The 26933-nt window shown below is 67.3% G+C and carries 23 protein-coding genes; 12 read left to right on the top strand and 11 right to left on the bottom strand.

Features of this window, described 5'->3' with window-relative positions; translation table 11 throughout:
* The first annotated feature begins 50 nt into the window (after nt 1-50).
* A complete protein-coding gene (locus LKE50_09540; protein MCH3968830.1) occupies nt 51-2279 on the top strand; it encodes a lectin like domain-containing protein in 2229 nt (742 codons plus the stop codon).
* Nucleotides 2280-2308: 29 nt separating this feature from the next.
* On the opposite strand, the gene LKE50_09535 is transcribed toward LKE50_09540, so the two are convergent.
* The 3 genes from LKE50_09535 to LKE50_09525 all read right to left on the bottom strand — a co-directional run bounded on the left by LKE50_09535 (nt 2309) and on the right by LKE50_09525 (nt 5648).
* Nucleotides 2309-3076: a sulfite exporter TauE/SafE family protein gene (locus tag LKE50_09535; protein ID MCH3968829.1), complete on the bottom strand. Its 768-nt coding sequence runs from the start codon at nt 3074-3076 to the stop codon at nt 2309-2311.
* Between the two features lie 285 nt (nt 3077-3361).
* Entirely contained in the window at nt 3362-5080 is a 1719-nt protein-coding gene (locus tag LKE50_09530; GenBank protein ID MCH3968828.1) for an HAD-IC family P-type ATPase, read from the bottom strand.
* Entirely contained in the window at nt 5073-5648 is a 576-nt protein-coding gene (locus tag LKE50_09525) for a hypothetical protein (protein MCH3968827.1), read from the bottom strand. The genes LKE50_09530 and LKE50_09525 overlap by 8 nt, the downstream gene beginning before the upstream one ends.
* Nucleotides 5649-5720: 72 nt before the next feature.
* Here LKE50_09525 and LKE50_09520 point away from each other — a divergent pair, with 72 nt between their 5' ends.
* Complete coding sequence (locus tag LKE50_09520; protein ID MCH3968826.1) at nt 5721-6332, top strand: TetR/AcrR family transcriptional regulator; 612 nt, start codon at nt 5721-5723, stop codon at nt 6330-6332.
* On the opposite strand, the gene LKE50_09515 is transcribed toward LKE50_09520, so the two are convergent.
* The 5 genes from LKE50_09515 to LKE50_09495 all read right to left on the bottom strand — a co-directional run bounded on the left by LKE50_09515 (nt 6319) and on the right by LKE50_09495 (nt 13036).
* Nucleotides 6319-8979: a DUF3516 domain-containing protein gene (locus LKE50_09515; GenBank protein MCH3968825.1), complete on the bottom strand. Its 2661-nt coding sequence runs from the start codon at nt 8977-8979 to the stop codon at nt 6319-6321. The genes LKE50_09520 and LKE50_09515 overlap by 14 nt on opposite strands.
* A gap of 215 nt (nt 8980-9194) precedes the next feature.
* On the bottom strand, nt 9195-9542 hold the full coding sequence (locus LKE50_09510; GenBank protein MCH3968824.1) for a P-II family nitrogen regulator: 348 nt from the start codon (nt 9540-9542) through the stop codon (nt 9195-9197).
* Between the two features lie 72 nt (nt 9543-9614).
* Nucleotides 9615-10862, bottom strand: coding sequence for an ammonium transporter (locus LKE50_09505; GenBank protein MCH3968823.1), 1248 nt, complete (start codon nt 10860-10862; stop codon nt 9615-9617).
* 484 nt (nt 10863-11346) lie between these two features.
* Nucleotides 11347-12258, bottom strand: a complete 912-nt coding sequence (locus LKE50_09500; GenBank protein MCH3968822.1) for a 2-dehydropantoate 2-reductase — start codon at nt 12256-12258, stop codon at nt 11347-11349.
* Between the two features lie 10 nt (nt 12259-12268).
* Nucleotides 12269-13036 (bottom strand): cyclase family protein, encoded by a 768-nt coding sequence (locus LKE50_09495; protein ID MCH3968821.1) that lies wholly within the window; start codon nt 13034-13036, stop codon nt 12269-12271.
* A gap of 367 nt (nt 13037-13403) precedes the next feature.
* Between LKE50_09495 and LKE50_09490 the strand changes: the two genes are divergently transcribed.
* Nucleotides 13404-14915 (top strand): cellulase family glycosylhydrolase, encoded by a 1512-nt coding sequence (locus LKE50_09490; protein ID MCH3968820.1) that lies wholly within the window; start codon nt 13404-13406, stop codon nt 14913-14915.
* 743 nt (nt 14916-15658) lie between these two features.
* On the opposite strand, the gene LKE50_09485 is transcribed toward LKE50_09490, so the two are convergent.
* Genes LKE50_09485 through LKE50_09475 form a run of 3 tightly spaced genes read right to left on the bottom strand, consistent with a single transcriptional unit; the run spans nt 15659 to nt 18207 of the window.
* Nucleotides 15659-16201, bottom strand: coding sequence for a hypothetical protein (locus tag LKE50_09485; protein ID MCH3968819.1), 543 nt, complete (start codon nt 16199-16201; stop codon nt 15659-15661).
* Entirely contained in the window at nt 16185-17138 is a 954-nt protein-coding gene (locus LKE50_09480) for a phosphodiester glycosidase family protein (protein ID MCH3968818.1), read from the bottom strand. Before LKE50_09480 ends, LKE50_09485 begins: the two co-directional genes overlap by 17 nt.
* Nucleotides 17116-18207, bottom strand: a complete 1092-nt coding sequence (locus LKE50_09475; protein ID MCH3968817.1) for a bifunctional glycosyltransferase family 2/GtrA family protein — start codon at nt 18205-18207, stop codon at nt 17116-17118. The genes LKE50_09480 and LKE50_09475 overlap by 23 nt, the downstream gene beginning before the upstream one ends.
* Nucleotides 18208-18436: 229 nt before the next feature.
* On the opposite strand from LKE50_09475, the gene LKE50_09470 reads away from it, so the two are divergent.
* The 9 genes from LKE50_09470 to LKE50_09430 all read left to right on the top strand — a co-directional run bounded on the left by LKE50_09470 (nt 18437) and on the right by LKE50_09430 (nt 26768).
* On the top strand, nt 18437-18802 hold the full coding sequence (locus LKE50_09470; protein ID MCH3968816.1) for a NifB/NifX family molybdenum-iron cluster-binding protein: 366 nt from the start codon (nt 18437-18439) through the stop codon (nt 18800-18802).
* A gap of 310 nt (nt 18803-19112) precedes the next feature.
* Nucleotides 19113-20591: an L-aspartate oxidase gene (locus LKE50_09465; GenBank protein ID MCH3968815.1), complete on the top strand. Its 1479-nt coding sequence runs from the start codon at nt 19113-19115 to the stop codon at nt 20589-20591.
* A complete protein-coding gene (nadC, locus tag LKE50_09460) occupies nt 20584-21489 on the top strand; it encodes a carboxylating nicotinate-nucleotide diphosphorylase (GenBank protein MCH3968814.1) in 906 nt (301 codons plus the stop codon). Before LKE50_09465 ends, nadC begins: the two co-directional genes overlap by 8 nt.
* Nucleotides 21486-22025 carry a transcription repressor NadR gene (locus LKE50_09455; GenBank protein ID MCH3968813.1) on the top strand — a complete coding sequence of 180 codons (540 nt, stop codon included), beginning with the start codon at nt 21486-21488 and terminating at the stop codon, nt 22023-22025. Before nadC ends, LKE50_09455 begins: the two co-directional genes overlap by 4 nt.
* Nucleotides 22022-22987: a quinolinate synthase NadA gene (nadA, locus tag LKE50_09450; protein MCH3968812.1), complete on the top strand. Its 966-nt coding sequence runs from the start codon at nt 22022-22024 to the stop codon at nt 22985-22987. Before LKE50_09455 ends, nadA begins: the two co-directional genes overlap by 4 nt.
* Before the next feature lie 87 nt (nt 22988-23074).
* Entirely contained in the window at nt 23075-23527 is a 453-nt protein-coding gene (locus LKE50_09445) for a hypothetical protein (GenBank protein MCH3968811.1), read from the top strand.
* Between the two features lie 171 nt (nt 23528-23698).
* Nucleotides 23699-24829, top strand: a complete 1131-nt coding sequence (locus LKE50_09440) for a hypothetical protein (protein MCH3968810.1) — start codon at nt 23699-23701, stop codon at nt 24827-24829.
* Between the two features lie 49 nt (nt 24830-24878).
* Nucleotides 24879-25058 carry a hypothetical protein gene (locus LKE50_09435; protein ID MCH3968809.1) on the top strand — a complete coding sequence of 60 codons (180 nt, stop codon included), beginning with the start codon at nt 24879-24881 and terminating at the stop codon, nt 25056-25058.
* Nucleotides 25059-25244: 186 nt separating this feature from the next.
* Complete coding sequence (locus LKE50_09430; GenBank protein MCH3968808.1) at nt 25245-26768, top strand: polysaccharide deacetylase family protein; 1524 nt, start codon at nt 25245-25247, stop codon at nt 26766-26768.
* Nucleotides 26769-26933 lie beyond the last annotated feature (165 nt).

Here is a 26933-nt window from a genome sequence, read left to right as displayed (position 1 = left end):
GTTCGCTTCAGGTATCCTCGTCCCAACCGAACGGCAGGGGAGGGGTCTCCATGGCCAGACACGGGTTCAAGACCAAGGGTCTCGTGGCGGTCGTCGTCGGCGTGTGTCTCTCGGCAGCGCTGCTGCCTGTGGCCTCGTATGCCGAGGGCACCTCCTCGATTCCGCCAAACGACTCGTACGACTATCCCGAGGGCTCCACGGAGGCTGAGCTCTCCGTCCAGAGCAGCTACCCCTCGTGGTTCGACCTGCGTCATGTGGGCGGCACCAGGACGGGCGCCGGAGAGTATGCGGGCGGCACGAGCTACGTCACCTCCGTCAAGCTCCAGAATCCCTGGGGCACCTGCTGGGCCTTCGGGGCCACTGCGGCCTCCGAGGAGAGCATCCTCAACGAGATGGGGGTCTCCAGCACAGACCTCGACCTTGACCTCTCCGAGCTCCATCTTGCCTGGATGTCCCACACGCCCCTCCAGATTGGCTCGGACCAGGACGGCGAGGGCTGGATTCTCCCCGACGACTTCGACAGCCTCTCCAACGCGGAGAAGGGCGATTGGGTGCTGGATGGGGGTGGCGGTGCGTCCGTTGCTTCGTCCGTCTACGCCTCAGGGGCGGGTCCCGTGCTCGAGAGTGTGGCCCCATACAAGGGAGTGGGGAGTACCAAGGACACGAGCAAGGGCGGTGGCATATGGTTCTGGTCCAAGGATGGTGACTGGTCCGTGGACCAGAGCCTGCGCTTCACGCAGACCATCCCGCTCGAGCAGAGCTGTATCCTCCCGTCCGCCTATGGAACGGTCGACGCCCAGACCGGCACCGTCACGCTTAACCAGTCCGGCATCGATGCCATGAAGGACGAGCTCTCGCAGGGGAGGGCCGTGGAGATCGGCTACTGCGCCGGAATCGACGCGAGGGACGACGTCACGAACACGCAGACGTGGGCCAGCTATGCATATCCTGTCAAATATGCGGGCTACGGGTATATGGGCAGCCTGGCAAACCATGCCGTCTGCGTCGTCGGCTGGGACGACGACTATCCCAAGGAGAACTTCGCCCAGGGCACGACCTCTGATGGGGCCAGCATGTCTCCTCCGGGCGACGGCGCCTGGATCGTGAAGAACAGCTGGGGCTCGTCTACGGAGGAGGCTCCCAACTACTCCACCTGGGGCGACGACGGGTACTTCTATCTCTCCTACTACGACACGTCCATCGCTGGCGCGGAGTCCTTCGACTACGATGTCAGCTCCCTCGAGGGGGAGGCCTCCGACGAGGACTATTCCTTGGTCGACGAGTATGACTTCATGGAGTCCTACATCCGCTCCTTCGACGCTGATGACACCACGTCCATGGCCAACGTCTTCACGGCCGATGAGCGTACGAGCCTCGAGGCCGTGTCATCTGAGACCACCACGCCCGGCTCCGCGGTACGCTACCAGGTATTCCTCCTGGGAGATGACGCTGCCGACCCTGTCGATGGCACACGTGTCGCAGACTTCACCAAGTCGTACACCTACGGTGGGTACCATCGTGAGCCCCTGCCGATGTCCGTCACCCTCGAGAAGGGCCAGAGGTATGCGGTCGTCGAGACGGTCACCTATGAGGGCACGCACAAGCTCTTCTACAAGGAGGCCGGCACGGCCATAAGGGGCATCGTCAACAAGGGTGAGAGCTACGTATGCCAGAACGGCCAATGGGTCGACTACACGGATGTGATCGACAGCTTCAAGAAGACCGCGGGCTATGCTGCCTCATATGACAACCTTCCCATCAAGGTGTTCGGCAATCCCCTCGCAGACGAGAAGCCATCCATCACCACGGAGTCGCTTGCGGGGGCGACGCAGGGCACGGCCTATGACGTGACGCTCGTGGCCACCGGCACGGCACCCATCACCTGGTCCGTCTCGGCAGGGGCGCTGCCTGACGGCCTCACGCTCGACGGCACGACCGGCCGCATCACGGGCACGCCCACGAAGGCGGGGACGTTCGCCTTCACCGTGGCGGCCACCAACGGCGGTGGCAGCGCGAGCAAGGAGTACACGGTCGTGGTGGCGGCCGCTGCCGCGACCACGCCAGCGACACCGGTGACCCCCGTGGTACATGGGGGCACGGCCGATACGGGCGGCGCGGCCACGACGGAAGTCGCGACGGGTGCCGTCCTGCAGGCGAGTTCCGTGACCAAGGTCGGCACGCCGTACACGGCCGACGAGGGGACCTCCGCGGCTCCGTGCGCGCTTGGGGCGGTCGTGCTTCTCGGCCTCGCGGTCGTGGTACGGAAGGTCGCCGCGTAGGGAGGCATCCGGCCTGACGGCGCCGAGGGTCAGCCTATGAGCGCGATCCCGTTCGAGAGCATCTTGAGGCCAAGGGCCAGCATGAGTATCACGCCTACCCGGAGCATCCACTTCGACCAGCGCCGTGGAACCGCCGCACCCGCGCAGCCGAACGCGACCATGAGCGGGGTCGTGCCCAGTGACCATGCCAACATCGAGAGGGCGCCTGACGCAGCCGAGCCCGTCCCCATGGCAAAGAGCCACATCGTGTAGGACGCAGCGCAGGGCATGAGGGCCGTCGCCGCGCCGACGAGAGCGGGCCATCTCCATACCCTCCCATGCCGGCTCGGGAGGTTCGTCCCCTTGGGGCGTCGCGGGACGACCTCGAGCCTCCTGAGGGAGGGGAAGAGGCCCCACATCTGCAGGCCGACGAGGACGACGGCCGCCCCAGCCAGCGTGAGGACCATGCTCCGCATGTCCTTCGTGTAGGTGAGCACGGTTCCCAGGCCGCCGAACGCCGCTCCGAGCGCACAACAGAGCGCGACCCGTCCCGCGTTGTAGGCGAGGGCCGAGACGAGGGGCCGGGCACGGGTGGGGGCGGGGTTCCTCCCGGCGTCGGTGCCCTGTGGCGACTGGGCACGCAGCAGGTCGGTGCCACAGGTCTGCGAGAGCAGGATGCCTCCGCACATCGTGAGGCAGTGGACGCTCGTGAGGAGGCCGATCACGAAGAGGAGCCCCATCGACGCACCCTGTTCGGCCTTGGGGACGTCGGCCAGGTGGAGGTTCTTGAAGACGAGGAACAGCGCGATGGTCGCCACGATCGACGCGACGTCGCTTATGACGCCCGAGCGTCCCCGTCCCTGTGCGGACCGGGTAGCCGGCGTCCGCCAGCGTGCCCTCTATTGAGGTGACGGTGGTGAGTGCGGGGTCATAGGTCACCCTCACGACACCCTTCCAGTAGCTCGCGTCTGCCGATACCACGCCTCGCTTGAAGAGCAGGGCGGAGGCTACGACGTCCTCGCACTGCCGACAGATCATGCCCTCCACGCCCGTCTCGTAGGTCTCGGTCGTGAGGTTCTTGGGGGACATGTCGTCCGTGTCGCTCATATGGTTCCTTCCTCTGCCTTACGTAGTGCCAGCGAATGCATGAGCACGGCGATCGAGGAGGCTGACATGGCTGCCGCCGCAATCGAGGGGTTGATGAGCCCGGTCGCGGCCAGCGGAATCGCGACCGCGTTGTAGGCGATGGCCCAGACGAGGTTCTGCCGCACGTTGTGGTAGACGTCATCGGAGAGGCGCAGCGCGAGCGGCACGGCCTCGAGGCGGCCGCCGAGAAGCACGACCCCTGCGCTCTCGATGGCGACGTCATGCCCGCTTCCCATGGCGATGCCGATGTCGGCCGTGGCGAGCGCGGGCGCGTCGTTGACGCCGTCCCCCACCATCGCCACCGTACGTCCGCCGTCCTTGAGCCGGGCCACGTTCTGGGCCTTCTCCTGGGGGGAGATTCCCCAGAGCACATGGTCCTCGTCGATCCCCGTCTCTCGTGCGATGTCCTTGACGTGGCGCTCCACATCGCCGCTCATGAGCCATACCTCGCATCCGGCCTTGGTGAGCTCGCTCACCACGTGGGCAGCGGCGGGACGGACCACGTCGCTGGTGACCTGGGGGAGGCGAGGGCCTGCGTCCTTCTCGGCCGTCCCGTCGTCTGCCACGACCACTCCCGAGGTGAGCGTCCCGGTCTTGTCGAAGACGATGACGTCTGCCGACCTGGCCTGCTCCAAGGTGGTGGCATCGCGAAAGAGCACGCCGAGCTCGGCCGCCCTGCCGGTGCCCACCATGATGCTCGTGGGAGTGGCCAGCCCCAGCGCACAAGGGCATGCCACCACGAGCACGCCGCAGGCGATCACGGTCGCATGCCCGACGTCGCCTGGGTCCGCAAGGCACCACCAGGCGAGGAACACCAGGACCACGATGCCCAGCACGATGGGGACGAAACGCGAGGCGATGCGGTCAGCGAGCTCCTGAACGGGTGCCTTCGTCTCCTGGGCACGTTCCACGACCTGGATGATCTGCTCGAGGACGGAGGGGGACCCCACGTGCGTCGGTGTCAGGCGGACCTGGCCGTCGCGAAGGAGCGTGCCGCCCACCAGCTCGTCCCCCTCGTGCCGGAGCACGGGGTCGCTCTCTCCCGTCATCATGGACTCGTCCACGAGGCAGGTGCCGCTCGCGATGCGGCCGTCTATGGGCACGCGCTCTCCGGCGCGCACGAGCACGACGTCGGTCGGAGACACCTCCGAGGCGTCGACCTCGCGGATGTCCCCGTCCCGCTCGAGACGGACCTGCTGGGGCTGGAGGCGCATGAGGCCGCGGATCGACCGTCCCGTCTCGCCCTTTGCCGCCACCTCGAGGTAACGCCCGAAGAGGATGAGGCAGACGAGCACGCAGCCCGAGAGGAAGTAGAGCTGCACGTCCTCGTGCTGGGTGAGTGCGATCACGACGCTGTAGGCATAGATGACCGAGGTCGAGATGGACACGAGCAGGTCCATGCCCACCTGATGCTCGCGGACGGAGGATGCCGCGGCACGGTAGAAGACCATGCCAGGCCCGAACTGCACGATACCGGCGAGGACGAGCTGGACCATGGCCGGCGGGCTCCAGACCAGCGGCATGGTGAGCAGGCAGGCGAGCACGAGCCTCCGAAGCAGGTAGAGCTGCTGGGCATCGGTCGTGGAGGCGTCGGTGTCGATGGACGAGCAGCAGGGGCAGGCCCCGGCGGCTCCCGTGTCGGGCGTCCGGACGGGGGCTTCGGGCCGATCAGGCATCGGCGCGCCTCACGGCGAGGAAGCGCTTCCAGGCGACCCATGAGGAGGGCAGGCACAGCACGGGGACCTCGAACAGCGCCACCCAACTGATCCAGTCGACGCCCTGATAGAAGGTTCCTTGGTAGGTGACACCCTTGATGAGCTCGAAGTAGGAGTAGTTCCAGACGCCCCACAGGCCCGTGGCCGACCCGCAGAGGTGCAGGATCAGGAAGGCGGCGGAGGTGAAGATGCCGGCAACGGCGCAGACCGCGGTGGCGCTCATGCGTCGGAGGCGTACCAGGAAGATCGAGACGACGGGGAGCACATAGACCGTGAGGTTGAGCACCCAGAGTGACATGGGGATGGTGTAGCCCCAGTTGAGGGCTTGCCGGATATGGTCACCGTCATGCAGGAGGACGGATACCACCATGATGACGGCGCAGGTCATCGTGGTCTTGCAGGTCTTCTCGTCGAGCTGCCTCGAGAGGAGGCGCACCACGTCGGCGTCGTGGGCGGAGGAACCTGGGCGCCCTTGGGCCCTGTCCTTGGCGGCGTCCTCGTCCGTGCGTTCCAGGTCCTGCTTGTCCATGATGCCCACCTCGTTTATATTTACCAATTGGTCAGGAAAGATTCTACCCAATTGGGAGGGAGTGGCCAACCCATGCCACTGATCGTTGACAAGGAGCAGGTCCGTGGGCAGATCCTCGATGCCTTCGAGGCCTGTCTGCACGACAGGCCCATGAACGAGGTCACGCTCCGTGACATCGCGGCCGTGGCGGGGATGTCACACCCCAAGCTGCTCAACTACTTCGGGTCGAAGGACGAGATCGTGCTGGCCTACTGCCGCTACGTGCAGGGGTACATGACCGAGCACTGCAAGGCGTGGTTCATGGCCCATGAACGGGCGGACTATGCCTCCGACCTCGACTACCTTGACGACTTCATGCGGTATGTGATGGTGGGGGACCCGAAGGAGCATCGGCCTGACGCGACCGTGCAGACCTACGTCCTGGCTCACTACGACACGCGCGTGCACGAGGTCGTCTCTGCGGAGTTCGTCGGGTGGCGCAAGACCATGGAGCGATGCCTTCGCGACTCGTTGGGCGAGGGGGTCGGGGCCAAGGAGGCCGAGGCGATGATGGTGCTCGTCTCGGGCGCCTTCGTCTGCCACTACAACGGGGCCCTCACTGGTGCGATCGATGGCGAGCTGCTGCGGCGGCTCGCCGGGCTGACGGGCGCGCTGGTGCCGGGTCAGGGCCCTACGGCTCCGTGAGCTCCTCGATCGTGCCCACGCGGTAGTTCTCGAAGATGGCCTCGCCCTCGTCCTGCGAGGCGTCGAGGTCCACGTCGGCCGCGATGCCGAAGTCGCGCGCGGCGTCGGAGTCGTTGAACATCTGGCGGACGTGCCAGAGGTGCGCGCCCCTCTCGTCCGACTCGTCTGCCGAGAAGAACTCCCAGGACCGGGCGTCTGCGTCGAAGACCAGCTCGTCGTGCTCGGCATGGAAGCCGTCGAGGGCCCCCGACCAGGCACGGCTCCCGAAGCCCCATGCCCCGTCGGCCTCGCCCAGCTTGTCGGTGTAGCCCAGGCTCGCCAGGCGCACGCGCCACAGCAGGGCGTTGTGCACCAGCACGCGCAGGCCCCGGCGGTCGTGGACCACCTCGTCGGCCGCGTCGGGGGCCGCCACCGAGACGCCCTCCTCGCTCTCGGCGCCGGCCGCCTCCCACTCGTCAACGAGGCTCGAGTCGATGGTGCGCACGATGAGGCCCAGCCAGGAGATGATGTCCGCCAGCCGGTTGTCGACCTTCTCGGCAGGCACGGTGCGGTCGAGCGCGCGGTATGCGTCCGAGAGGTAGCGCAGCAGCGTCCCTTCCGACTTCGCGATGCCGTAGCGCGCGATGTAGCCCTTGAAGTCGGACGCGGTCTCGACCATCTCGCGGACCACGGACTTGGGCGCGAGCACGTAGTCGGCGGCCCAGGGCACCTCGGCGCAGTAGCGCTCGAAGGCGGGCTCGAGCAGCTCCTCGAGCGGCTTGGGGTAGGTGACCTCGGCGATTCGTTCCATGCGCTCGTCATACTCCACGCCGTCGGCCTTCATGGCGCTCATCGCGCGGTCGCGGGCGGCACGCTCCTGGGCGCGCAGCACCTGGTGGGGGTCCTCGAGCGTGGCCTCCACCATCGAGATGACGTCGAGCGCGTACGTCTCGCTCTCGGGGTCCAGAAGCTCCAGCGCTGCCAGCAGGAACGGCGAGAGGGGCTGGTCGAGGGCGAAGTCGTCGGGCAGGTCCACGTGGGTCTCGTAGGTGGTGGTGCCGTCGCCGGCCTCGCGGCGCTCGATGACGTCGGCGTCGATGAGGGTCGCCAGGATCTCGTCGGTGCGTGTGGCGAGCGCGACCTTCTCGGGCGCGGTCTGGGCGGAGGCCTCGATGAGGTCCATCACGCGGGCGCGCGCGTCGCCTCCCTGCTCGACCTCGGCGAGCACCATGGAGTGGGTGATGCGCAGGCGCGGCACCAGGGTCTCGGGCGCCGAGCCCACCAGGTGCTCGAAGCCCTGCCTGTTCCAGGTGACATGGCCCTCGGGGGCCTTCTTGCGGTGGACCTTGCGCTGCTTCTTGGGGTCGTCGCCCGCCTTGGCGAGCATGCGGGCGTTCTCGATCTCGTGCTCGGGGGCCTCAACCAGCACCAGGCCCTCGGTGTCGAAGCCGGCACGACCGGCACGACCGGCGATCTGGTGGAACTCGCGCGAGCGCAGGCGGCGCATCCGGTGGCCGTCGTACTTCACGAGCGCGGTGAGCACCACGGTGTGGATGGGCACGTTGATGCCCACGCCCAGCGTGTCGGTGCCGCAGATGACGGGGAGCAGGCCTGCCTGGGCGAGCTTCTCCACGAGCAGGCGGTAGCGGGGGAGCATCCCCGCGTGGTGGACGCCGACGCCGCAGGTGAGGAGGCGGCGCAGGGTCTTGCCGAAGGCCGTGGTGAAGCGGGTTCCCTCCATGGCCTCCTTGATGGCACCGCGCTGCTCCTTGGTGGCGATGCCGAAGTTGGCGAGCGACTGGGCGGTGGCGAGTGCCGCATCCTGCGAGAAGTGCACCAGGTAGAGGGGGGCCTCCTGCTTGCGGAGGGCGAGCTCGACGGTGGCCTCGAGCGGCGTGTCGACGTACTCGAAGCTGAGGGGTACCGGGCGCGGCGCGTCGAGCACGAGGTCGACGTCGGCATCCGTGTTCTTGTCGAGCAGGTCCTTGACCTGGCCGACGTCACCCAGGGTGGCGCTCATGAGCAGGAACTGCGTGTGGGGAAGGGTGATGAGCGGGACCTGCCAGGCCCAGCCGCGCTGAGCGTCGCCGAAGTAGTGGAACTCGTCCATGGCCACGGCGGCCACGTCGGCGTCGGCACCCTCGCGCAGCGCCTGGTTGGCCAGGATCTCCTCGGTGCAGCAGATCACGGGAGCGTCCGTGTTGATGTGGGTGTCGCCGGTTATCATGCCGACCATGTCGGGGCCGAGCACGTCCACGAGCTCGAAGAACTTCTCGCTCACGAGGGCCTTGATGGGGGCGGTGTAGTACGAGCGCCTATGCTGGCAGGCAGACATGAAGAGCAGGCCCAGCGCCACCAGCGACTTGCCGCTTCCGGTGGGCGTGCCCAGGATGACGTGGTCGCCGACCATGAGGTCCATGAGGGCCTCCTCCTGGTGGGACCAGGGCTGGATGCCACGCGAGTCGACCCAGCCGAGGAAGCGCTCGAGGGCCTCGTCTGCCGAGAGCGCCGGCTCGGGCTCGTAGTCGGGCCAGGCCTCGGCGTCGTACCACAGGTCGGGGACGAGGGCGCCCAGGGTGGCGGTGGCGGCTGCCGCGATAGGGTCGCCGTCGGCGGACGGGCCGGAGGTGGCTGCGGTGTTGGAGGGGTCGTTCTTCTCGTCTGGCATGCGTGCGGTCCTTTGCGTGGTGGCTGGCATGGGCCCATGCGGGTCCCGTGCCCCACCACTGTAGAGGATGCCGCGAGGACGACCGGCCGGCGCGAGGCCATCCTCTTGCGTCGAGGTAGCGGGTTCGGCACCTTTCTGGGGGTCAGAAGGTGCCGAACCCGCTACCTCGATGTGCGCCTCGGTGGGAAGTGCCTGCCGAGAGGAACCTCTCGCCGTCAGATCGCCTTGCTGCCGCGGTCCCCGGTGCGGATGCGCACGACCTCGTCGACCGGGAGCACGAAGACCTTCCCGTCGCCCACCGCGCCGTCGGGCTGGGTGCGGGCGGCATCGCAGATGATGCCCACGATCGTGTCGACGCGGCTCTCGTCGCAGACGATCTCGACCTTGCACTTCTGCCGCATCTGCACGAGCACCTCGGCGCCGCGGATGTACTCCGTCATGCCATGCTGGTTGCCGACGCCTTGTACCTCGGATATCGTCATGCCGCGCACCTCTGCGGCAAAGAGGGCGTCCTTGACGTCCTCGATGACCTCCCAGCGCACGATCGCCTCGATCTTCTTCATGCCAGCCTCCTGATGTCTGCTTCCTGATGTGGCGTCGGCCATGCGCCGACTCCCGCGCGCCGGCCGCACGCGCTAGTTGAGGTCCATGCCGTTGAAGGCCGGATAGGCGGTCTCGCCGTGCTCGCTCTTGTCGAGGCCCTTGGCCTCTGCCTTCTCGTCCACGCGCAGCGGACCGCCCACGAGCTGCAGGACCTTGGCGATCACGAAGGTGGCGCCTCCGGCCCACACGATGACGAAGAGCACCGAGGCAGCCTGGCGCAGGAGTTGCGTGGGGTCGCCGCAGATGAGGCCGTTGGCGCCGTCGGGGTTGGCGGCCAGCGTGCAGAAGACGCCCGTGAGCAGCGTGCCCACGATGCCGCCCAGACCATGCACGCCAAAGGCGTCGAGGGCGTCGTCATAGCCCAGACGGGGCTTCAGCTTTGAGCAGGCGAAGAAGCAGCAGCAGGTCACGATGGCGCCGATGAGGATGGCCGACCCCACCTCGACGTAGCCGGCGCCGGGGGTGATGGCCACGAGGCCCGCGACGGCACCCGAGCAGGCACCCAGCAGCGTGGTCTTGCCGGTGGTGATGCGCTCGAGGAGCATCCAGGTGAGCATGCCGGTGGCGGCGCTGGTGTTGGTGGTGAGCGCGGCCAGGCCGGCCGTCCCGTTGGCCGCGAGCGCCGAGCCCGCGTTGAAGCCGAACCAGCCGAGCCACAGGAAGATGGTCCCCAGCAGCACGAACGGGATGTTGTGCGGGTGGTAGCTGAGATGTCCGTAGCCCTTGCGTCCGCCCACCATGATGGCGAGCACCAGGCCCGAGACGCCGCTCGAGATGTGCACCACGTCGCCGCCGGCGAAGTCGAGCGAGCCGATGGCGGTGTCGATGAAGCCGCCGCCCCAGACCATGTGGGCGAGCGGAGCGTAGACCACGAGCAGCCATGCCACCACGAAGGCCAGGAACCGCGAGAAGCGCATGCGCTCGGCCACCGCGCCCGAGATGATGGCCACGGTGATGAGCGCGAACATGCCTTGGTAGGCGGCGAACACGAGCTCGGGGATGGTGCCGTGCACGGAGCTGGGCGTGACGCCGTTGAGAAGGACCTTCTCGAGCGACCCCACGAGGGTGCCCGCGCCGTCGCCGAAGGCGATCGAGTAGCCGCAGACGACCCAGACGATGCTGGCCACGCCTGCCACGGCGACGTCCATCATCATCGTGTTGAGCACGTTACGGCGGCGCACCATGCCGCCGTAGAAGAAGGCGATCCCCAGCGTCATGATGAACACGAGGAACGTGCTCACCAGGATGAACGCGGTGTCTCCGGTGTCGATCGATCCCATGGCTACCTCCTGCTCGCAGGTGCGCGATGCGTTTCTCCAAAGCTTCGGCGAGAAGAACACAGGGCGATGTGTCGGTTACCACGGTACGGAGCGTGTGCTACGGCGAACTTGCACGTCGGGAAACGTGGCGTGACGCGCGCGATGCGGGAACGTGACGCGATGGTTGCGACGAGGTAACGCAGCAGGGTGAGGCGGGGCGGGGCGGGCTTGGGCCTGCGAGCGGCAGGCCGTGGCCGACGTGCTCCAGGAGTCCGAGGCTGCAGGGCGATCCTCGACCGTCGAGGGCGCGGTATCCTCGAGCGTCTCAAGAACCCTACGGCGACAGCCGTCTATCGCTCCATGCGGGAGCGCCCGCATCCGCACCATCGGTTCGCGGTCGGCGACTGCATGGCTCTCTACGTGGTGACAGGTGATGTGATGGAGGCTCGGCGCCTCATCTGTGGGGCGGGGGTCCTGTTGGTCGCCGTAGGTCGAACCCGGTCCCTCAGTACGCCGCCTCGATGCGGTGCATCTCGTCGTAGAGCCACTGGCAGGCGGGGACCAGGATCTTGTGGCGTGCCGCCCTGGGGATGAGCGCCCCCGAGAACTCCTCGACCTCGGAGGGCCTCCTGGCCAGGCGGTCCTGTGCCATCGACGGCATGCCGTCGGGTGCGAGCGATGCCACGAGCCTCGCCATGGAGGTGAGGTCGCCCTCGTCGAGGTCGATGCCCTCCGCCCGCGCCACGGCCACGACCTCGCGCATGGCCGCCACGAAGGTACGGTTCTGCCTGCCCGGCGCGCTCACGGAGCCGTAGGTCCCGCCCATGACGGCGCAGGTCTGGTTCACGCCCACGTTGAGCATGTACTTCCTCCAGAGCGCGTGCTGTATGTCGGGCGAGACCGTGTGCGCGATGTCTGCGCGCCTGAGCAGCGCATCCACGGCTGCCAGGGCTCCTGGGTCCGTCCCTGGCCCCGTGCCGATGACGAGCTCGCCCGGATGGTGATACGTGAGGCCGCGTTCGTCTCGCACGGCATCCATGCCCTGCGCCACGCAGACGAGGGTGTGCTTCCAGCCGTAGCGCTCGGCGATGCGCTCCTCGCTCGAGATTCCGTTGAGCAGCGACACGATGCAGGTGTCTGGCCCTACCAACGGCACCATCAGGTCGAGGGCGCCGTCGAGCCCGCCTGACTTCACGGCCACGATGACGAGGTTCTGCACGCCGGCCTCGCTGGGCCGCACGTCCCGGAAGGTCCTTCTCCGCCCGTTCACCATGACAGGGCTTCCGGCCTTGCGCTCGTAGCGGGGGCCGTCCATCACGAAGCACATCCCCAGCGCGCCGAGCTCGCGTTCGAGCTGGCTCCCGAAGAGGAGCCCCAACGCGCCCTTGCCTACGATCGCGACCCTCCGGATGGTCATGCGCCTCTCCTCATCTGGGGCAGATGGCAAGGCAGCGGGCGCTGAATCCCGTGCCCCGCTCGAGCTTCGGGAACGCACACATGATAATCGAGCCCACCGACGGGACCTTGTCGAGGTTCGCCATGAGCTCCACCTGGAAGCGGTCGCGCGAGAGGAGGTAGCGTTCGGCGGGGTAGGGATACTCGTTCTGCCGCGAGGTCACGAACGAGGGGTCCGTGTCGGCGGTCTCGTGGCCGATGGCCGCGATGTCACGTCTGTCCACGAGCCATCGGATCGCGTCGACGTCCCAGCCGGGGTAGCGGGGCCTTCCCTTCGCGTCAGGGTTGTCGGGGTCGGGCTTCTTGGACCAGTCGGAGCGGAACGCCACGAAGGCGCCCCGCGGGATGACGCCGTGCTCGAACTCCCATTCCTCGAGGTCGTCTACCGTGAGGAGGTACTCGGGGTCGGCGGCGCAGGTGGCGGAGAGGTCGACCACCACCAGCGGCATCACGAGCTCCTGGGGCGTGAACTCCGTCATGGAGCCCCCGTGGGCGAAGAAGTGCAGCGGCACGTCCACGTGCGTGCCGTACTGCGAGGCCACCGTGTAGCTCCAGCACCGCATGGGGGCGAGCTGGTCGGCTGGGGTGCCGGGTCGATAGTCGTAGAGCAGCTCGGCCTTGAGGGGGTCGAAGCCGTGCCAGTGCGGCGTCTGCGGACCCAGCTCGTGCGTGAGGTCCACCCAGTCGTACCATTCGCTCTTGAGCCCGCGGAGCACATCCCAGAGCTGCCTGTTCTGCATGACGACCTCCCGTTGCGAGTCATGGCCCCGCGGCATCGACGGCGGCAGGACCTTCCCAAGGACGGTACCCGCAGGATGTTTCATGCACGATGTGCCTCGGTTTCGCGACGGCAACGGCCGTGAGGCGGTCGGGTCACGGGCCCTCCGCCTGGCGCTGGGCGCCTGCGGCAACGAGGCGGTTCCTCGGACGATTCCACGCGCCTGGCCCCGGCGTCCTTCTCCTATGGCAGCGCCTCGAGCATACAGGCGAGGAACGCGATGTACGAGACGAGAGGGACCTCAGCCCCCAACCCTTCGTCGGCGGTGCGTCCAGGTTCGGCTAGCATGGGGGACAAAGGGACGTCCTGACCTTGGGGGAGATGCGACCATGGAGAGGAACATGCGGTTCGCGAGGCACCTCGGTCGGCGGGCGGCTCGATGCATCTGCGGCCTCACGCTGCTATTCCTCGGCGTGGCGCTCGCGGGGTGCGCCTTCGAGGGTGCTGACACGCAGGCGGCGACCACCGAGGTGGCCACCACTGAGGCTGCGACCAGCGAGTCCTCCTCGACCTCGGCGGCTGCCACGGCCGCGGGCGCAACTCCGGTCCAGCAGCACGGGGCCCTCCACGTGGACGGCACCTCCATCAAGGACGAGCATGGCGACACCTTCCAGGTCAAGGGCGTGAGCACGCATGGCCTGGCATGGTTCCCGCAGTATGCCAACGAGGAGGCCTTCTCGACCTGGCGCGACTGGGGTGCCAACACGATCCGCCTGGCGCTCTACACCGAGGAGTCGGGCGGCTACTGCACGGTGGACGACGCCGGCAAGGCGAACCTGCTCACGACCCTCGAGGATGCGGTCGACGCCGTCACGCGCGCGGGCATGTACGTCATCATCGACTGGCACACCCTCTCGGACTCGGACCCCACCACCAACGAGGATGCTGCCAAGGAGTTCTTCTCGACGGTGTCGGCGCGTTATGCGGGGCAGGACAACGTCATCTATGAGATCTGCAACGAGCCCAACGGCTCGACCACCTGGGAGCAGGTCCGTGCCTATGCCGAGGCGGTGCTGCCCTCCGTGCGCGCCAACGCGCCCGACGCGCTCGTGGCCGTGGGGACGCCCACCTGGTGCCAGGACGTCGATGCGGTGGCATCCGATCCGGTCGACGATGCGAATGTGGTCTATACGCTGCACTTCTATGCTGCCACGCATGGCCAGGCCGTTCGTGACAAGCTCACCGCGGCGCTCGATGCCGGCACGCCGGTCCTGGTGAGCGAGTTCGGCATCTGCGACGCGAGCGGCAACGGCTCGATCGACAGCGATTCGGCCAACGCCTGGCTCGACCTGCTCGACGAGCGCGGCGTGGGGTACGTCTGCTGGAACCTCTCGAACAAGGACGAGGCGTCGGCCCTGCTCAAGTCCACCTGTGCTGCCACGGGTGGGTGGGGTGACGACGACCTGTCGGCCGAGGGCACGTGGTACAAGGCGCGGCTCGGTGGGGCGGGCGACGCCTCGACGGCGGTCGCGTCGGGAGGTAGCGGCACGGTCGTCGCAGGCTCGGCGAGCTCAGGCAATGACTCGACGGTCGTGGCCACGCTCACGCCGGGCAGCACCTGGGAGGCTGACGGGAAGCAGTACGCGCAGTACAGCCTCACGGTGGCCAACAACGGCAGGGGCGACGCCACGGGTTGGGGGATTGCCGTGACCTTCCAGGACGCGGTGGAGGTCTCGGACGGATGGTGCGCCGACTGCTCCGTGGATGGTTCGACGCTCACGGTGAAGCCGGCGTCCTATGTCGCGACGCTGACCGCGGGGGCGTCGACGTCGCAGATCGGATTTATCGTCTGCGGCGATCAGGCCCCGGCAGTCTCTAGCGTCACGGTGACGGACGCCTAGGTCACGGACCTGGCGCGCGGGCGGCTGGTGGGCCTTCCGGGCATACGGTGCGCGCGGGTCATACGCCGTGTAAGGGTGCGTCAGTCCCCTGTCTGCTTGCGTGGATTCCATGCAGACAGGCGCTGATGTGTCGCGCTGTTGCACCTGCAGGGCATACTGGTATTGAAAGACAATTACCACCCCTGGTGAGTGTCTTCCCTTCATTTGCAGACCGAGCGATCGAAGTGACGCTATCGCTCCGTCTCCCTTTCCAGTGTGCGCTGGCCTGTTCCCTGCAGGCTGGCGTACACGCTTTTTATGCGCCTGAACAGCTGGGTCGTGCCCATGGTTACCAGGGCGGCGGATGCTCTGGCCTCGTCATCTTGCTCAAGCTGCTTGTCGCTGGTGGCGCGGCTGCTGAGGCGATGGCACAGAATCGAAGAAAGACATCGTCCGAGAGGCCACACATTGAAGATGCGATTGTTGATGAAAAGTAACCAAGCGTTCTACCTGCGGTCTTTGAAAATCAAGTATCGAAGCACATACTCATGGCTTGGACGAACGATGCACAAGTTCGATTCTGTGCCATTGCCGCATGGCATCACGTGCTCGACTGGCTTGGCAACAGGGAGTCTGCTCCTGGGCTGCGGTCAGTGCCCTGGCGTTGGAGCCCAAGGCACGCGGGGATTGTCCGATATCGTGCAGCTCGTCCTTGGGGCCTTGCGAGGTCGGGGTGCCCGCCGTGGTTCCGAGGCCCTATGTACTCAAGGGGTCACAGGTCGGGCTGTCGGCGCGGCTGCACGGCGCGTCCGCCGACCTGACACGATGGCTCCCACGACCGCCACTCCCAGGAAGGCCGCGCCCACGCCTACGAAGGCGGCAAGCCATCCCGATGCCGTTCCGGCGATGGCGAAGACGCCGGCAAGTGCGCTGGCGACGGTGAGCGTGGCCACGCCGGAGTTGTAGGCGTTGAACGTCACGCGCCCGAAGAGGGCCTTCCGCCTGGCCGCCGCGATGGCGAACACCATGCCCCCGGCCAGGAGCGGTATGAGGAAGAACCAGGTCATATAGGGTGACGAGACCCCATGGCTGTACTGCGCGTAGATGCGTGAGAAGAGCAGGCAGAAGGCGGCGGCCACCAGGTAGGTCACGGCGGCGCGTCGGTTGCGCCTGAGCTGGTCGTCCAGGGCGGCCCCGCCACCGATGCCAGGTCGCGCGCCGGCTGGTGCGGCATGTGCCCCACCAGCGCCATGTGCCGCGCCCGTGTCGCGCGCCCCGCCCGTCATCGTGTTACCCGACATAGACAATGTCGCTCACCTTCCTCTCGCCCTCGGTGTTGCCGTCGGTGGGGTTGTTGACCACGGTGCCGTTGAACACCATCGTGGTCGAGCCGCCTCCGTCGAGGTTGTAGGCGAAGGTGCAGCCCTGGTCCCTAAGGACCTGCGCCAGCTGGTAGAGCGACAGTCCGCTGCTCTGGGACGTCCGCCCGTCCGAGACGACCATGACGTAGTGAAGTGGGCTGATCATGCCGATGGCCGTGCGGGGGTTGCTGGTCTTGGCCTGGTCGACCTCGGTGTCCTCATCCACTGCCACCTGCCCGTCGCTCACGAGCACGGGGCCGAACGAGAGCACCTGCCAGGCACCTCCGTCGACGAGGCTCTGGGCGGTGACGTCATCCTGGTCGGCGGCGTACATCGTGCCGTCGGAGGCGATGACGAGGGCGTCGGTGTCCGAGGCGGCCGTGGAGCGGTACAACGTGCCGTTGCGGACCACGTACCCGGTGTCGCGGAACCCGTAGTAGTCACCGTTGATGGCGAGGATGGCGTTGTTCTCGGAGGCCATGGCCGAGGTCGTCTCCTTGATGTTGCGACCATATGATCCCTGCGCGAGCGCGCACCTGAGGTAGGAGGCGTCGCTCACCTGCACGTCGGCGACGTAGACCTGCGTGTCGTCCACAGTCAGCGTGGTGATGCTGATCTGTATGTTGTCGTCGGAATATGACGTGTCGGTCACGGTGGCGTCGGAGGAACCGTCCGTCGTGGTGCCGGCCGTGGCCGTCGTGCCTGATGCCGTCGAGAGAGACTGCGCGCTCGTGGAGGTGGTGGCGACGCTCGACTCCACGTGCTCGATCACGAAGGTGTCCAGCAGGACATAGGTGGCCGCACCCACGAGGACTGCCCCGTAGATGACGGCCCACAGGTACCGGTGCCGCAGGTGCTCGCTATTGTCGTGCCATCTGGCCATGGGCGTCGAGCGCCTCCTCGCATCGCTTGCCGTCGCTGCCATTGAACACCCAGTTGCGCTGGAGGAAGTAGCTCACCACGAAGAGTCCCGAATCCACGAGCACCTTCGAGGCCAACAGCGGGATGGGTGCGTACGACAGAAGCGTCACGAGGCCGGCCGAGACGGACATCTGGGCCAGGAACAGTGCGGCATATCGCATTGCCTGGCGGTGGGTCTGCCCTCCCGCGCGGAAGCTCCATCGCTTGTTCAGGCCGAAGTTGATGAGTCCCGAGGCCATCCTGGCCACGAAGGTGGCGACCGCCGCCGACAGGGCCGTGTCGAGCGGCGCCAGGGCGACGATTGTGGCGAAGAGCCCGAGGTCGACCGCCGCGCAGGCCATCGATGCCGTGGCGAAGCGGATGAACGACGCATAGATGCGGCAGGAGTCCCGTATCGGGTCGAAGTGGGAGGCGCGGTTGTCGTCGACGTAGATGGTGGCGATCGGCACGCACGCGAGGGGGCCTCCCTCCTTGGCCACCCGCGTGAGGAGGTTCATCTCGTACTCGTAGCGTTCGCCCGGGGTGTCGAGGGCCTCGGTCCACATGCCGTTGGGGATCGCGCGGAGCCCGGTCTGGGTGTCGCTGCAGCGCACGCCTGTGTCCAGCCGGAAGAAGGTCGAGCTGAACGCGTTGCCGAGGCGGCTCTTCGCCGGCACCGAGGACGCCTTGAGGTCGCGACATCCCAGGATGAGCGCGGCGGGGTCGTCCTCGGACGCACGGGCGACGGAGGCGACGTCGGCGGGGTCGTGCTGGCCGTCGTCGTCGACGGTGATGATGGCAGGGGAGTGTGGGTAGAGGTTCCGCGCGGCCATGATGCCCGTCTTGATGGCAGCTCCCTTGCCACGGTTGGCCGTGTGGTGGACGACGGTGCAGCCGCGGGTGCCCAGGCAGATGAAGAGGCCTTGCGAGCTCCCGTCGCTCCCGTCGTCGACGACCACGATCCTCGAGAACCCCTCGCCTCGCAGGGCGTCGACGAGTGAGATGAGACGGACGTCAGGGTTCACGGTCGGCAACACGATTACCTCGTCCATGGGGCACCTCCACTCCGGTCAGGCTTGGTCAGGTCTGTGTCTTGGGAGCGATGATGCACTTCATCCCTCGAACTACACTTAAACGAAACCCCAGGTACATTGGGTAATGTTCAGATATGGAGGAAGCGTGGGAGGGGCCGGGCAGGCAGCGGATGCCAGCCTGCTGGCGGCGCAGGGACGGGATGCGCTACCCTCGGATGCGTCCATCTGCCACCATCAAGGGAGTCTCATGAGAATCGCCATCCCCAGCGACACCGACGCCGGCCTCGAGTCCACGCGTGCGGGTCACTTCGGCCACGCGGCCTACTTCACCATCGTCACCGTGACCGACGGCAAGGTCGACTCCGTCGAGTCCGTCAGGAACGTCGACCACGACGCCGTGGGCTGCGGCGGCGTCATCGACTTCGCGCTCGGCCTGGACCTCGACGCCATCATCGCGACCGGTATGGGTCGTCCGCCCTACATGCGCTTCTCGCAGGGCGGCATCACCGTCTATGCCGAGACCTCCACACCCACGGTGGGCGGCGTCGTCGAGAGGTACCTGGCGGGGCAGGTCGAGCCCATGGACCCGACGGCCGCCTGCAACCACCACTAGGGCGCGCGAGGCTCGCGCCTCGTATGCCATCTGCGTTGAGGTAGCGCCTTCGGCACCTTTTCGGGGGTCAGAAGGTGCCGAAGGCGCTACCTCGAGCAGGAGGGGGAGACGGTCGAAGTGCCGTCGAGAGGCACGTGTCGGCCTTGCGCTCCCGTGCCCCCGTGCCCCCGTGCCCCCGTGGTCCCGCGTCCCCGTGGCACCGGGCTCGCGGCTCGCTCCGTTGATGTTGACAGGTGTATATACACCTGGTATACCTACGGCATCATCCGAGGCGACGGCCCCTCTGGCATCGCCTGTCGAGAAGAGCGCCGTGTTCACATCGCAGATCGGTACCAGCACGCCGTCGCCCATGGCACCTGCCATGTCGGCGGGCGGCTCCCCGGCGTCGGCATCCGTGCGCCTCAGGCCCAGCTATGACGTCATCATCGTGGGCACTGGCGCGGCGGGCCTCTACTGCGCCCTCAACCTGCCCGACCGCCTTCGCGTGTGCGTGGTGACCAAGCAGGCGGCCGACGAGTCCGACTCGTTCCTCGCCCAGGGCGGCATCTGCATGCTCCGCGGCGAGGAGGACTTCCAGCCCTACTTCGACGACACCATGCGGGCCGGCCACTTCGAGAACGACCCCGACGCCGTGACCACCATGATCCGCAGCTCCAACACCGTCATCCGCGACCTCGTCCGCCTGGGGGTCGACTTCAACCGCACCCCCGCCGGAGAGCTCGACTGCACCCGTGAGGGGGCACACTCCAAGCCGCGCATCCTCTTCCATGCCGACGTCACCGGCCGCGAGATCACGAGCACGCTCCTGACCCGCGTCCTCGAGCGCCCCAACGTGGACCTCGTCGAGCAGACCTGCATGCTCGATCTCATCTGCACGGAGGCCGGCTGCGGCGGCATCGTGGCACGTACGTCTGACGGCACGGTCCTCGCGCTCCGCGCCCCACATGTGGTGCTCGCCACCGGGGGCATCGGCGGCCTCTACCAGAACTCGACCAACTTCCCGCACATCACGGGGGACGCCATCGGCATCGCGCTCGCCCACGGCATCGCGCTCGAGCACCTCGACTACGTGCAGATCCATCCCACCACGCTCTACTCCACGCGTCCGGGCCGGCGCTTCCTCGTCTCTGAGTCGGTGCGCGGCGAGGGTGCCACGCTGCTCGACGCCCACGGCCGGCGCTTCACCGACGAGCTTCAGCCCCGTGACGTCGTGACGGCCGCGATCCGCGCCCAGATGGAGAAGGACGGCACGGACCACGTGCTCGAGGACCTGCGTCCCCTGGGCGAGGCCACCATCAAGGGCCACTTCCCCAACATCTACGAGCGCTGCCTCGAGGAGGGCGTCGACCCGCTGTCAGAGCCCGTCCCCGTGGTCCCCGCGCAGCACTACTTCATGGGCGGCATACGCGCCGACCTCGCCGGTCGCACGTCGATGCCCGGGCTCTACGCCGTGGGCGAGACGGCCTGCAACGGCGTCCATGGCCGCAACCGCCTGGCGAGCAACTCGCTGCTCGAGTCTCTCGTGTTCGCCCAGCGTGCCGCCGACGACATGCTCTTCTCGACGGCACGGTCCGCCACCTCCGCGCGCGAGGTGTCGCTCGAGGCCTATGCTGACGTGGACGCCGTGCTCGCGGGGTATCGTGACGCGGCGACGCGCGAGATCAGGCGCATGGCCGCCCTGGATGCCCAGCCGAGAGGCACCGCGGATCCCGCACGGCCACGCCCGACGTCGGCAGGCACGCATGCACCCGACAGCAACAGGACCACAACGGAGGCCTCCCATGAATGACATCACCCTGCACGTGGTCGCCGACGGTCTCATCCGCTCGGCGCTCGCCGAGGACATCACCAGCGAGGACGTCACCACCGCCTCGGTCATGCCCGAAGCCTGTCCCGGTACGGTCGACCTCATCTGCAAGCAGGACGGCGTCATCTGCGGACTCGACGTCTTCTGCCGCACCTTCGAGCTGCTCGACCCGGCGACCTCCTTCGACCTGCTCGCGGCGGACGGTGACGAGGTCCACGCGGGCGACCTCCTGGCGCACGTCTCCGGCGACATCCGCGTGCTGCTCTCGGGCGAGCGGGTCGCGCTCAACTACCTGCAGCGCATGAGCGGCATCGCCACCTACACGCACCATATGGCGGCGCTGCTCGCCGGCAGCGGCATCACCCTGCTCGACACGAGGAAGACCACGCCCAACTGCCGTGTCTTCGAGAAGTACGCCGTGACGGTGGGCGGCGGCGCCAACCACCGTTACAACCTCTCCGACGGGGTCCTGCTCAAGGACAACCACATCGGTGCTGCCGGCGGCGTGCGGCAGGCCGTCCTGGCGGCCAAGGCCCATGCGCCCTTCGTGCGCAAGATCGAGGTCGAGTGCGAGACGAACGAGCAGGTTCGTGAGGCGGTGGAGGCCGGCGCGGACATCATCATGCTCGACAACATGGAGCCCGGGCAGATGCGTGACGCCATCGACCTCATCGCAGGCCGTGCGCAGACGGAGTGCTCCGGCAACGTCACGGCCCAGAACGTGAGCCGTTACCTGGGGCTCGGCTTGGACTACATCTCGTGCGGCGCGCTCACGCACTCGGCGGGGATCCTGGACGTCTCGCTCAAGCACCTGCACCCGTGCGAGGCTGACGCGGCCGCAACATCCGTCCCTGCCGTCGAGGGGGGCGATGCGCGATGAGCGTCTCGGAGCGTCGGGATGCCATCGTGCAGATCCTGACCACCTCGGCCTTACCCGTCCCGGCGAAGGACCTCGCTGCGCGCTTCGAGGTGAGCCGCCAGGTCATCGTGAAGGACATGGCCGTGATCAGGGCCTCCGTGCCGGGGATCCTCTCGACCAACCTGGGCTACGTCATGCAGGACCCCATCAGGTGCGCCCGCGAGTTCAAGGTCTGCCACACCACGGAACGCGCCGCCGAGGAGCTCGGCCTCATCGTGGGGCTGGGCGGCCGGGTGCGCAACGTCAGCATCAGCCACCGCGTCTATGGGCGCATCACGGCAGAGCTCGACATCTCGTCCGAGGCCGACGTGCGCGACTTCGTGAGCGCCCTGGGCGACTCCAAGTCGACGCTCCTCTCGAACGCGACCTCTGGCTATCACTACCATCTGGTGGAGGCCTCCACCACCGAGCGTCTCGATGCCATCGAGCAGGCGCTCGACAAGGCCGGCCTCCTGGCACCTCCCAGTGCTTGGGAGCGCATGGGGGCGAGCGCATGAGCGCCGCCGCAGGCCAGGCGCCTGCGACCTGCCCGACCGCCCCGTCGACGGTGCGCGGGCTGCAGGACGCCATCCGCGCCGCCGCCCATGCCGCCGACGCCCTCATCCTCGCTCACGCCTACATGTCCCAGGACGTCGTCGAGGTGGCCGACGTGGTCGGCGACTCGTATGGACTGGCCGTGGCGGCCGCGAAGGCCGACGCGCCCACGCTCGTCATGTGCGGCGTGCGGTTCATGGCCGAGACCTGCAAGGTCCTCTCGCCCCAGAAGCGCGTCTTGCTGCCGAACCCCATCGCCACCTGTCCCATGGCCGACCAGCTCGACCCGGACGCCCTCGAGGCGCTCAAGTCCCGCTACCCAGGGTATGCGACCGTGGCCTACGTCAACACGACCTCCGAGCTCAAGGCCCATGCCGACGTCTGCGTGACATCGTCGTCGGCCGTCGCGATCTGTCGGGCCCTCCCCAGCGAGAAGATCCTCTTCGTGCCCGACCCCAACCTGGGCCGTTACGTGGCGGCACAGGTCCCCGAGAAGGACTTCGCGTTCTTCAACGGGGGCTGCCCCATCCATGGCAGGACGTGCGTCGACGACGTCGCAGCCGCCCGTGCCGCACATCCCGGGGCCTTGCTGCTCGTGCATCCCGAGTGTCCTCCCGCCGTGGTCGAGCAGGCCGACTTCGTGGGCTCGACCACGCAGATCATGGACTTCGCCGAACGCTCGGACGCATGCTCCTTCATCATCGGCACCGAGGGCGCGATCGTGGAGCACTTGCAGTATGCGTGCCCCGAGAAGCGCTTCTCCCTGCTCACGACCGGCCTCTCGTGCAAGAACATGCGCGCGACCACGCTCATGGACGTCTATCTCGCGCTCACGGGCGAGGGCGGGGAGGAGGTCTCGCTCCCGCAGGAGGTCATGGAGGGGGCGGGTCGCTGCATCCGGCGCATGGTCGAGCTGGGAGGCTGACCCCGCACGAGACAAGCCGCTCGCGTTGGCTCAGAATGGGCATAAGCTACGGGCAGGTACAGACACCCTTCCGATAAGGACGCGACGATGGTCATCGACGAGGTCAAGCAGGAGAACAGCTATATCAAGTGGGAGAGCGGCGTGCGTGCCGAGGACGGTGCCTGGTCCTTCGTGGACGACGACCCGCAGCTGACCTTCGCCCCCATCGAGCCGGGGACCCATGCGCACGTCTCGCTGACCATCTCGGGCTGCACCTTCACCGACCGCGAGCTCCTCATCTACTATGCCCTCGAGGGCAACGCCCTGTCAGAGGAGTGCACGCGTACGGTCCCCTTCGAGGAGGGCGTGCCCTGCGTGCTCGACATCACGGCCGAGAGGCCCGTCACGCTTCTTCGCATCGACCCCTCGACGCAGGCCGGGACCTGCCGTGTCGAGGGCTTCGAGGTCTCGTTCGAGTTGGGGACCGCCGAGCATGCCAAGGCCGACGTGCCTGTCGCATCCCCGGAGGGTGCCAAGGTCACATCGCTCTCCCTCTCGTAGGAAGACCTCCCGGCTCTCGTATGCCGTCCGTCCTGCGAACGGCATCATTCCTGGCATCTTCTCCTCATCCGGGGCGATTCCGTCCGTCCGCGGGCGTATAGTCTCCTCATGAACGGAACCTGTTGCTCATGGGAGGGAGTCGCGATGCATTGTCCTCAATGTGGTGCCGAGATGCCAGAGGGCGCGAAGTTCTGTGGGGTCTGCGGCCAGAGGATCGAGGCCGAGGACGCCACCCGGGTTCAGGGGGCGCCGGTCCCGCCGACCGCATCCCAGCCTGGACCCACGCCGTCTCCTGCCCCCGTCCAGCCCATCCCAGGCTATGCCGCACCCACGCCTCCGTACGCCGCGCCGATGGTCGAGGCGAGCCCCCTGTCGCGGGCCTGGGCCGACTTCCGTGCGAGCTTCACCGGAGCGGCACTTGCCAAGCTGATGCTCATCTCGATCCTTCCCGTGCTCAACCTCTGCAATGACGGCCTCTACCTCAGGTGGGGCGAGGACGCCGTCCACGGCGGCCATGCGCCCGTGCCGCGCGAGATGCTCGCGAACGGCGACTTCGCCTGGGGCTTCAAGTCGGTCCTCGTCGGGTTCGTGTGGCCGCTCATCGGCCTGTTCCTCCTCGTGGTGCCCGTGCTCGGATGGGTGCTCTTCGTCATCTGGCTCGCTCTGGTGCCCTGCATCGGGATCGCGGCGGCGCTGCGCGCCTATAACCGCGACGACCTGGCCGCCGGTTTCGACTTCGCCTCCGTCTGGCGCGGCGCCAAGCGTCGCTTCGGCCAGCTGTGGGCCACGGTCTTCCTCCCGAGCCTGGCCAAGTTCGGCATCATGCTGCTGGTCTGCCTCCTCTTCGGGGGAGTCCTGCTCGGCTCGGCCGCCAGCATCCTCGGCCGCGTCGCCTATGGGAGCTCCTCTTCCCTCGGCTCGGTCATGGGGCTCCTGGGCTCCAGCGGCGCCATCCTCCTGCTCGTCTGGATCGTCAGCGCCGTGGTCGGTGTCATCGTGAAGCTCGTCAGCTATCGCGGCGTCGGCTACTGGATCGCCCGCAACGTTCCCGAGTGGCCTGCCGGAGGCGAGGTCCCTGTGCCGGCCAAGCCCGTCGTGCAGCAGGTGGGTTATGCGCCCCAGGCTCCCGCGGCCCCCGTCGCGCCGTCCCCGCAGCCTGAGGCTGCTCCCGCGGCCCCCGTCGCTCCTGTCTCGCCTGCGCCCGAGGCTCCGGCTGCTCCCGAGCAGCCGACGGATGACGTGCCCGCGGCCCCTGCCTCCTCCGACGAGGCGGCCTCTCCTGACCAGGGCGCTCAGGCATAGCGGTGCCCGCATCGGCCAGGGCCCATGCCAGCAGGCACCGCCCATCCCCATGCAGCGCTCGACCGTGATCGACGAGTCCTGGCAGAGGTCCCTCTCCGTCTCCAGCCCCAGCGAGGGTGACTCGGACTACATCTGTGCCCCGCTGGCCAGGGACAACGACTCGTCCGGCCACAACACCTACAAGATCGAGTTCGACGACCTCTACCCAGGCGCCAAGCCGGTCCAGTGACATATCTGCCACTTGTTGAATGGCACATGTGGCGGCTCGATGGTGACCCTGTGAGAAGGCCTCAGGATAGTTCCAGGTAGATTCGTGGCCAGTGGCGCGCACATTCAGGAAGTGGGCATCTACGCTGCAGAGTTTCTCTCGTTACCTTATGATGGCATGAACGGGAACGAGCTTTTCGGAGGAACGATGACAAGCAGCCAGAAACGATACGACGCGTCTTCCGCCTCGAGGGCGCACGCCCATGCCACCTCGCCGCACTCCTCGAACGGGTACCGCCCGGCCGAGTCCCGTGCCGCATCGACCGACGGGTATCAGGCCCAGTCGGGATCCGCCTTCTCGCGCGGTGCCAACGGCTACTACAGCGCCGGCGCCGGCTCGCCCCATGCGGCCCGGGGCTACTCCTCGCGGGTCGCTTCCGCATCAGACCGTGCCGATGCCCAGGGGCGGAGCGGGTCGCGAGCCTATGGCGCGCATTCCGCCGGCAGCAACCCCTACCTCTCCCAGCAGGGGCAGGGCGGCAAGGCTCCCAAGAGGCGTGGGCACAAGAACGTCACGACCATCGTCCTGGTCCTGCTGGTGGCCATCGCCGTGGGCGGGGTCTACTTCTTCCTGAACCCTCCCTACTTCAACGTCACCGTGAACGGCGACACGCATCAGGTCAAGAGTGGCACCACCATCTCCGAGGCCATCACGGCCGGGTATGCCTCGCCCAAGGCTGGCAACCTCCTCGCCATCGACGGCAGCGTCATCACCGAGGGCGGCGGCAACGCCTTCGTCGCCACCTTGGCAGACGGCTCGACCACGAGTGACGGGACCACCAAGCTCACCAAGGAGGAGACCCTCACCATCGGTGATGGCACGGACACCACCGAGTCGTCGACCACCACGACCGAGGAGATCCCCTATAAGACGGTGGGGACCGACGTCACCGCGACCGACTACTACAAGGGTGCCCTGCACGTCTACTCCCAGGGTACGAACGGCGAGCAGACCACCACGACCGGTGACGTCTCGGGCAAGACCACGACCCAGGTCACCAAGGAGGCCCAGGACGCCGGCCTCATCATCGGTGATGCCAACACCCAGGGCACGAAGGTCATCGCCCTCACGTTCGACGACGGCCCCTGGTCGACCACCAACGACCTGCTCGACGTCCTCGAGGAGAATGGCGCCAAGGCGACCTTCTTCACCATCGGCAACCAGATCAGCGAGTACCCCGACGCCGTGAAGCGCGCCTCGAGCATGGGCTGCCAGATCTGCACGCACACCTGGGACCACGCCGCAGGCTCCGGCCAGGGCGTCAACATCACCTACATGACGGCCGACGAGCAGACCGAGGAGGTCAACAAGGGCTTCAGCGCCATCGACGACCTGCTCGGCACGAAGGTGAGCCGCGTGTTCAGAGCTCCCGGCGGCAACTTCTACGGGAGTGCCGTCACCAACCTCCAACCGCTCCTCACGGCCGAGATCGGCTGGGACATCGACACCGAGGACTGGCGTCGTCCTGGTGCGGACTCCATCAAGTCGCAGATCCTCAAGGCCTATCCGGGTTGCGTCATCCTCATGCATGACGGCGGTGGCGACCGTACGCAGACCATCGAGGCCCTGAAGACGGCCCTGCCCGAGCTCAAGGCCGAGGGCTACTCCTTCGTGACCATCGACGAGCTGCTCGCCTATGGCGTGGACACGTCGAGCAGCACGTCCGCATAGGGGACCCATCATCAGGTCGGTCGAGAGGGGCCGGGGCTGCCGCAGGGTGGCCCCGGCCCCTCTTTTGGTGAACAGTCAGAAACCCCTGTTGCAATCTGATGCGGTCTGGCTGCCAGCGCGTTTATACTCATGTGATGCCATGAACGAACACCCTACCCCCCCCCA

It is taken from the genome of Atopobiaceae bacterium, assembly GCA_022483015.1.
Taxonomy (GTDB): domain Bacteria; phylum Actinomycetota; class Coriobacteriia; order Coriobacteriales; family Atopobiaceae; genus JALCUE01.
This window is presented reverse-complemented; position numbering and strand designations above follow the sequence as displayed.

Bases quoted from the DNA above. Each gene is read 5' to 3' on its own strand.
- LKE50_09455 (MCH3968813.1), top strand. From the start codon at position 21,486: ATGAGCGTCTCGGAGCGTCGGGATGCCATCGTGCAGATCCTGACCACC.
- LKE50_09490 (MCH3968820.1), top strand. From the start codon at position 13,404: ATGGAGAGGAACATGCGGTTCGCGAGGCACCTCGGTCGGCGGGCGGCT.
- LKE50_09470 (MCH3968816.1), top strand. From the start codon at position 18,437: ATGAGAATCGCCATCCCCAGCGACACCGACGCCGGCCTCGAGTCCACG.
- LKE50_09445 (MCH3968811.1), top strand. From the start codon at position 23,075: ATGGTCATCGACGAGGTCAAGCAGGAGAACAGCTATATCAAGTGGGAG.
- LKE50_09440 (MCH3968810.1), top strand. From the start codon at position 23,699: ATGCCAGAGGGCGCGAAGTTCTGTGGGGTCTGCGGCCAGAGGATCGAG.
- LKE50_09540 (MCH3968830.1), top strand. From the start codon at position 51: ATGGCCAGACACGGGTTCAAGACCAAGGGTCTCGTGGCGGTCGTCGTC.
- nadC (MCH3968814.1), top strand. From the start codon at position 20,584: ATGAATGACATCACCCTGCACGTGGTCGCCGACGGTCTCATCCGCTCG.
- LKE50_09525 (MCH3968827.1), bottom strand. From the start codon at position 5,648: ATGGACAAGCAGGACCTGGAACGCACGGACGAGGACGCCGCCAAGGAC.
- LKE50_09530 (MCH3968828.1), bottom strand. From the start codon at position 5,080: ATGCCTGATCGGCCCGAAGCCCCCGTCCGGACGCCCGACACGGGAGCC.
- LKE50_09505 (MCH3968823.1), bottom strand. From the start codon at position 10,862: ATGGGATCGATCGACACCGGAGACACCGCGTTCATCCTGGTGAGCACG.
- nadA (MCH3968812.1), top strand. From the start codon at position 22,022: ATGAGCGCCGCCGCAGGCCAGGCGCCTGCGACCTGCCCGACCGCCCCG.
- LKE50_09435 (MCH3968809.1), top strand. From the start codon at position 24,879: ATGCAGCGCTCGACCGTGATCGACGAGTCCTGGCAGAGGTCCCTCTCC.
- LKE50_09430 (MCH3968808.1), top strand. From the start codon at position 25,245: ATGACAAGCAGCCAGAAACGATACGACGCGTCTTCCGCCTCGAGGGCG.
- LKE50_09510 (MCH3968824.1), bottom strand. From the start codon at position 9,542: ATGAAGAAGATCGAGGCGATCGTGCGCTGGGAGGTCATCGAGGACGTC.
- LKE50_09515 (MCH3968825.1), bottom strand. From the start codon at position 8,979: ATGCCAGACGAGAAGAACGACCCCTCCAACACCGCAGCCACCTCCGGC.
- LKE50_09500 (MCH3968822.1), bottom strand. From the start codon at position 12,258: ATGACCATCCGGAGGGTCGCGATCGTAGGCAAGGGCGCGTTGGGGCTC.
- LKE50_09495 (MCH3968821.1), bottom strand. From the start codon at position 13,036: ATGCAGAACAGGCAGCTCTGGGATGTGCTCCGCGGGCTCAAGAGCGAA.
- LKE50_09520 (MCH3968826.1), top strand. From the start codon at position 5,721: ATGCCACTGATCGTTGACAAGGAGCAGGTCCGTGGGCAGATCCTCGAT.
- LKE50_09475 (MCH3968817.1), bottom strand. From the start codon at position 18,207: ATGGACGAGGTAATCGTGTTGCCGACCGTGAACCCTGACGTCCGTCTC.
- LKE50_09480 (MCH3968818.1), bottom strand. From the start codon at position 17,138: ATGGCCAGATGGCACGACAATAGCGAGCACCTGCGGCACCGGTACCTG.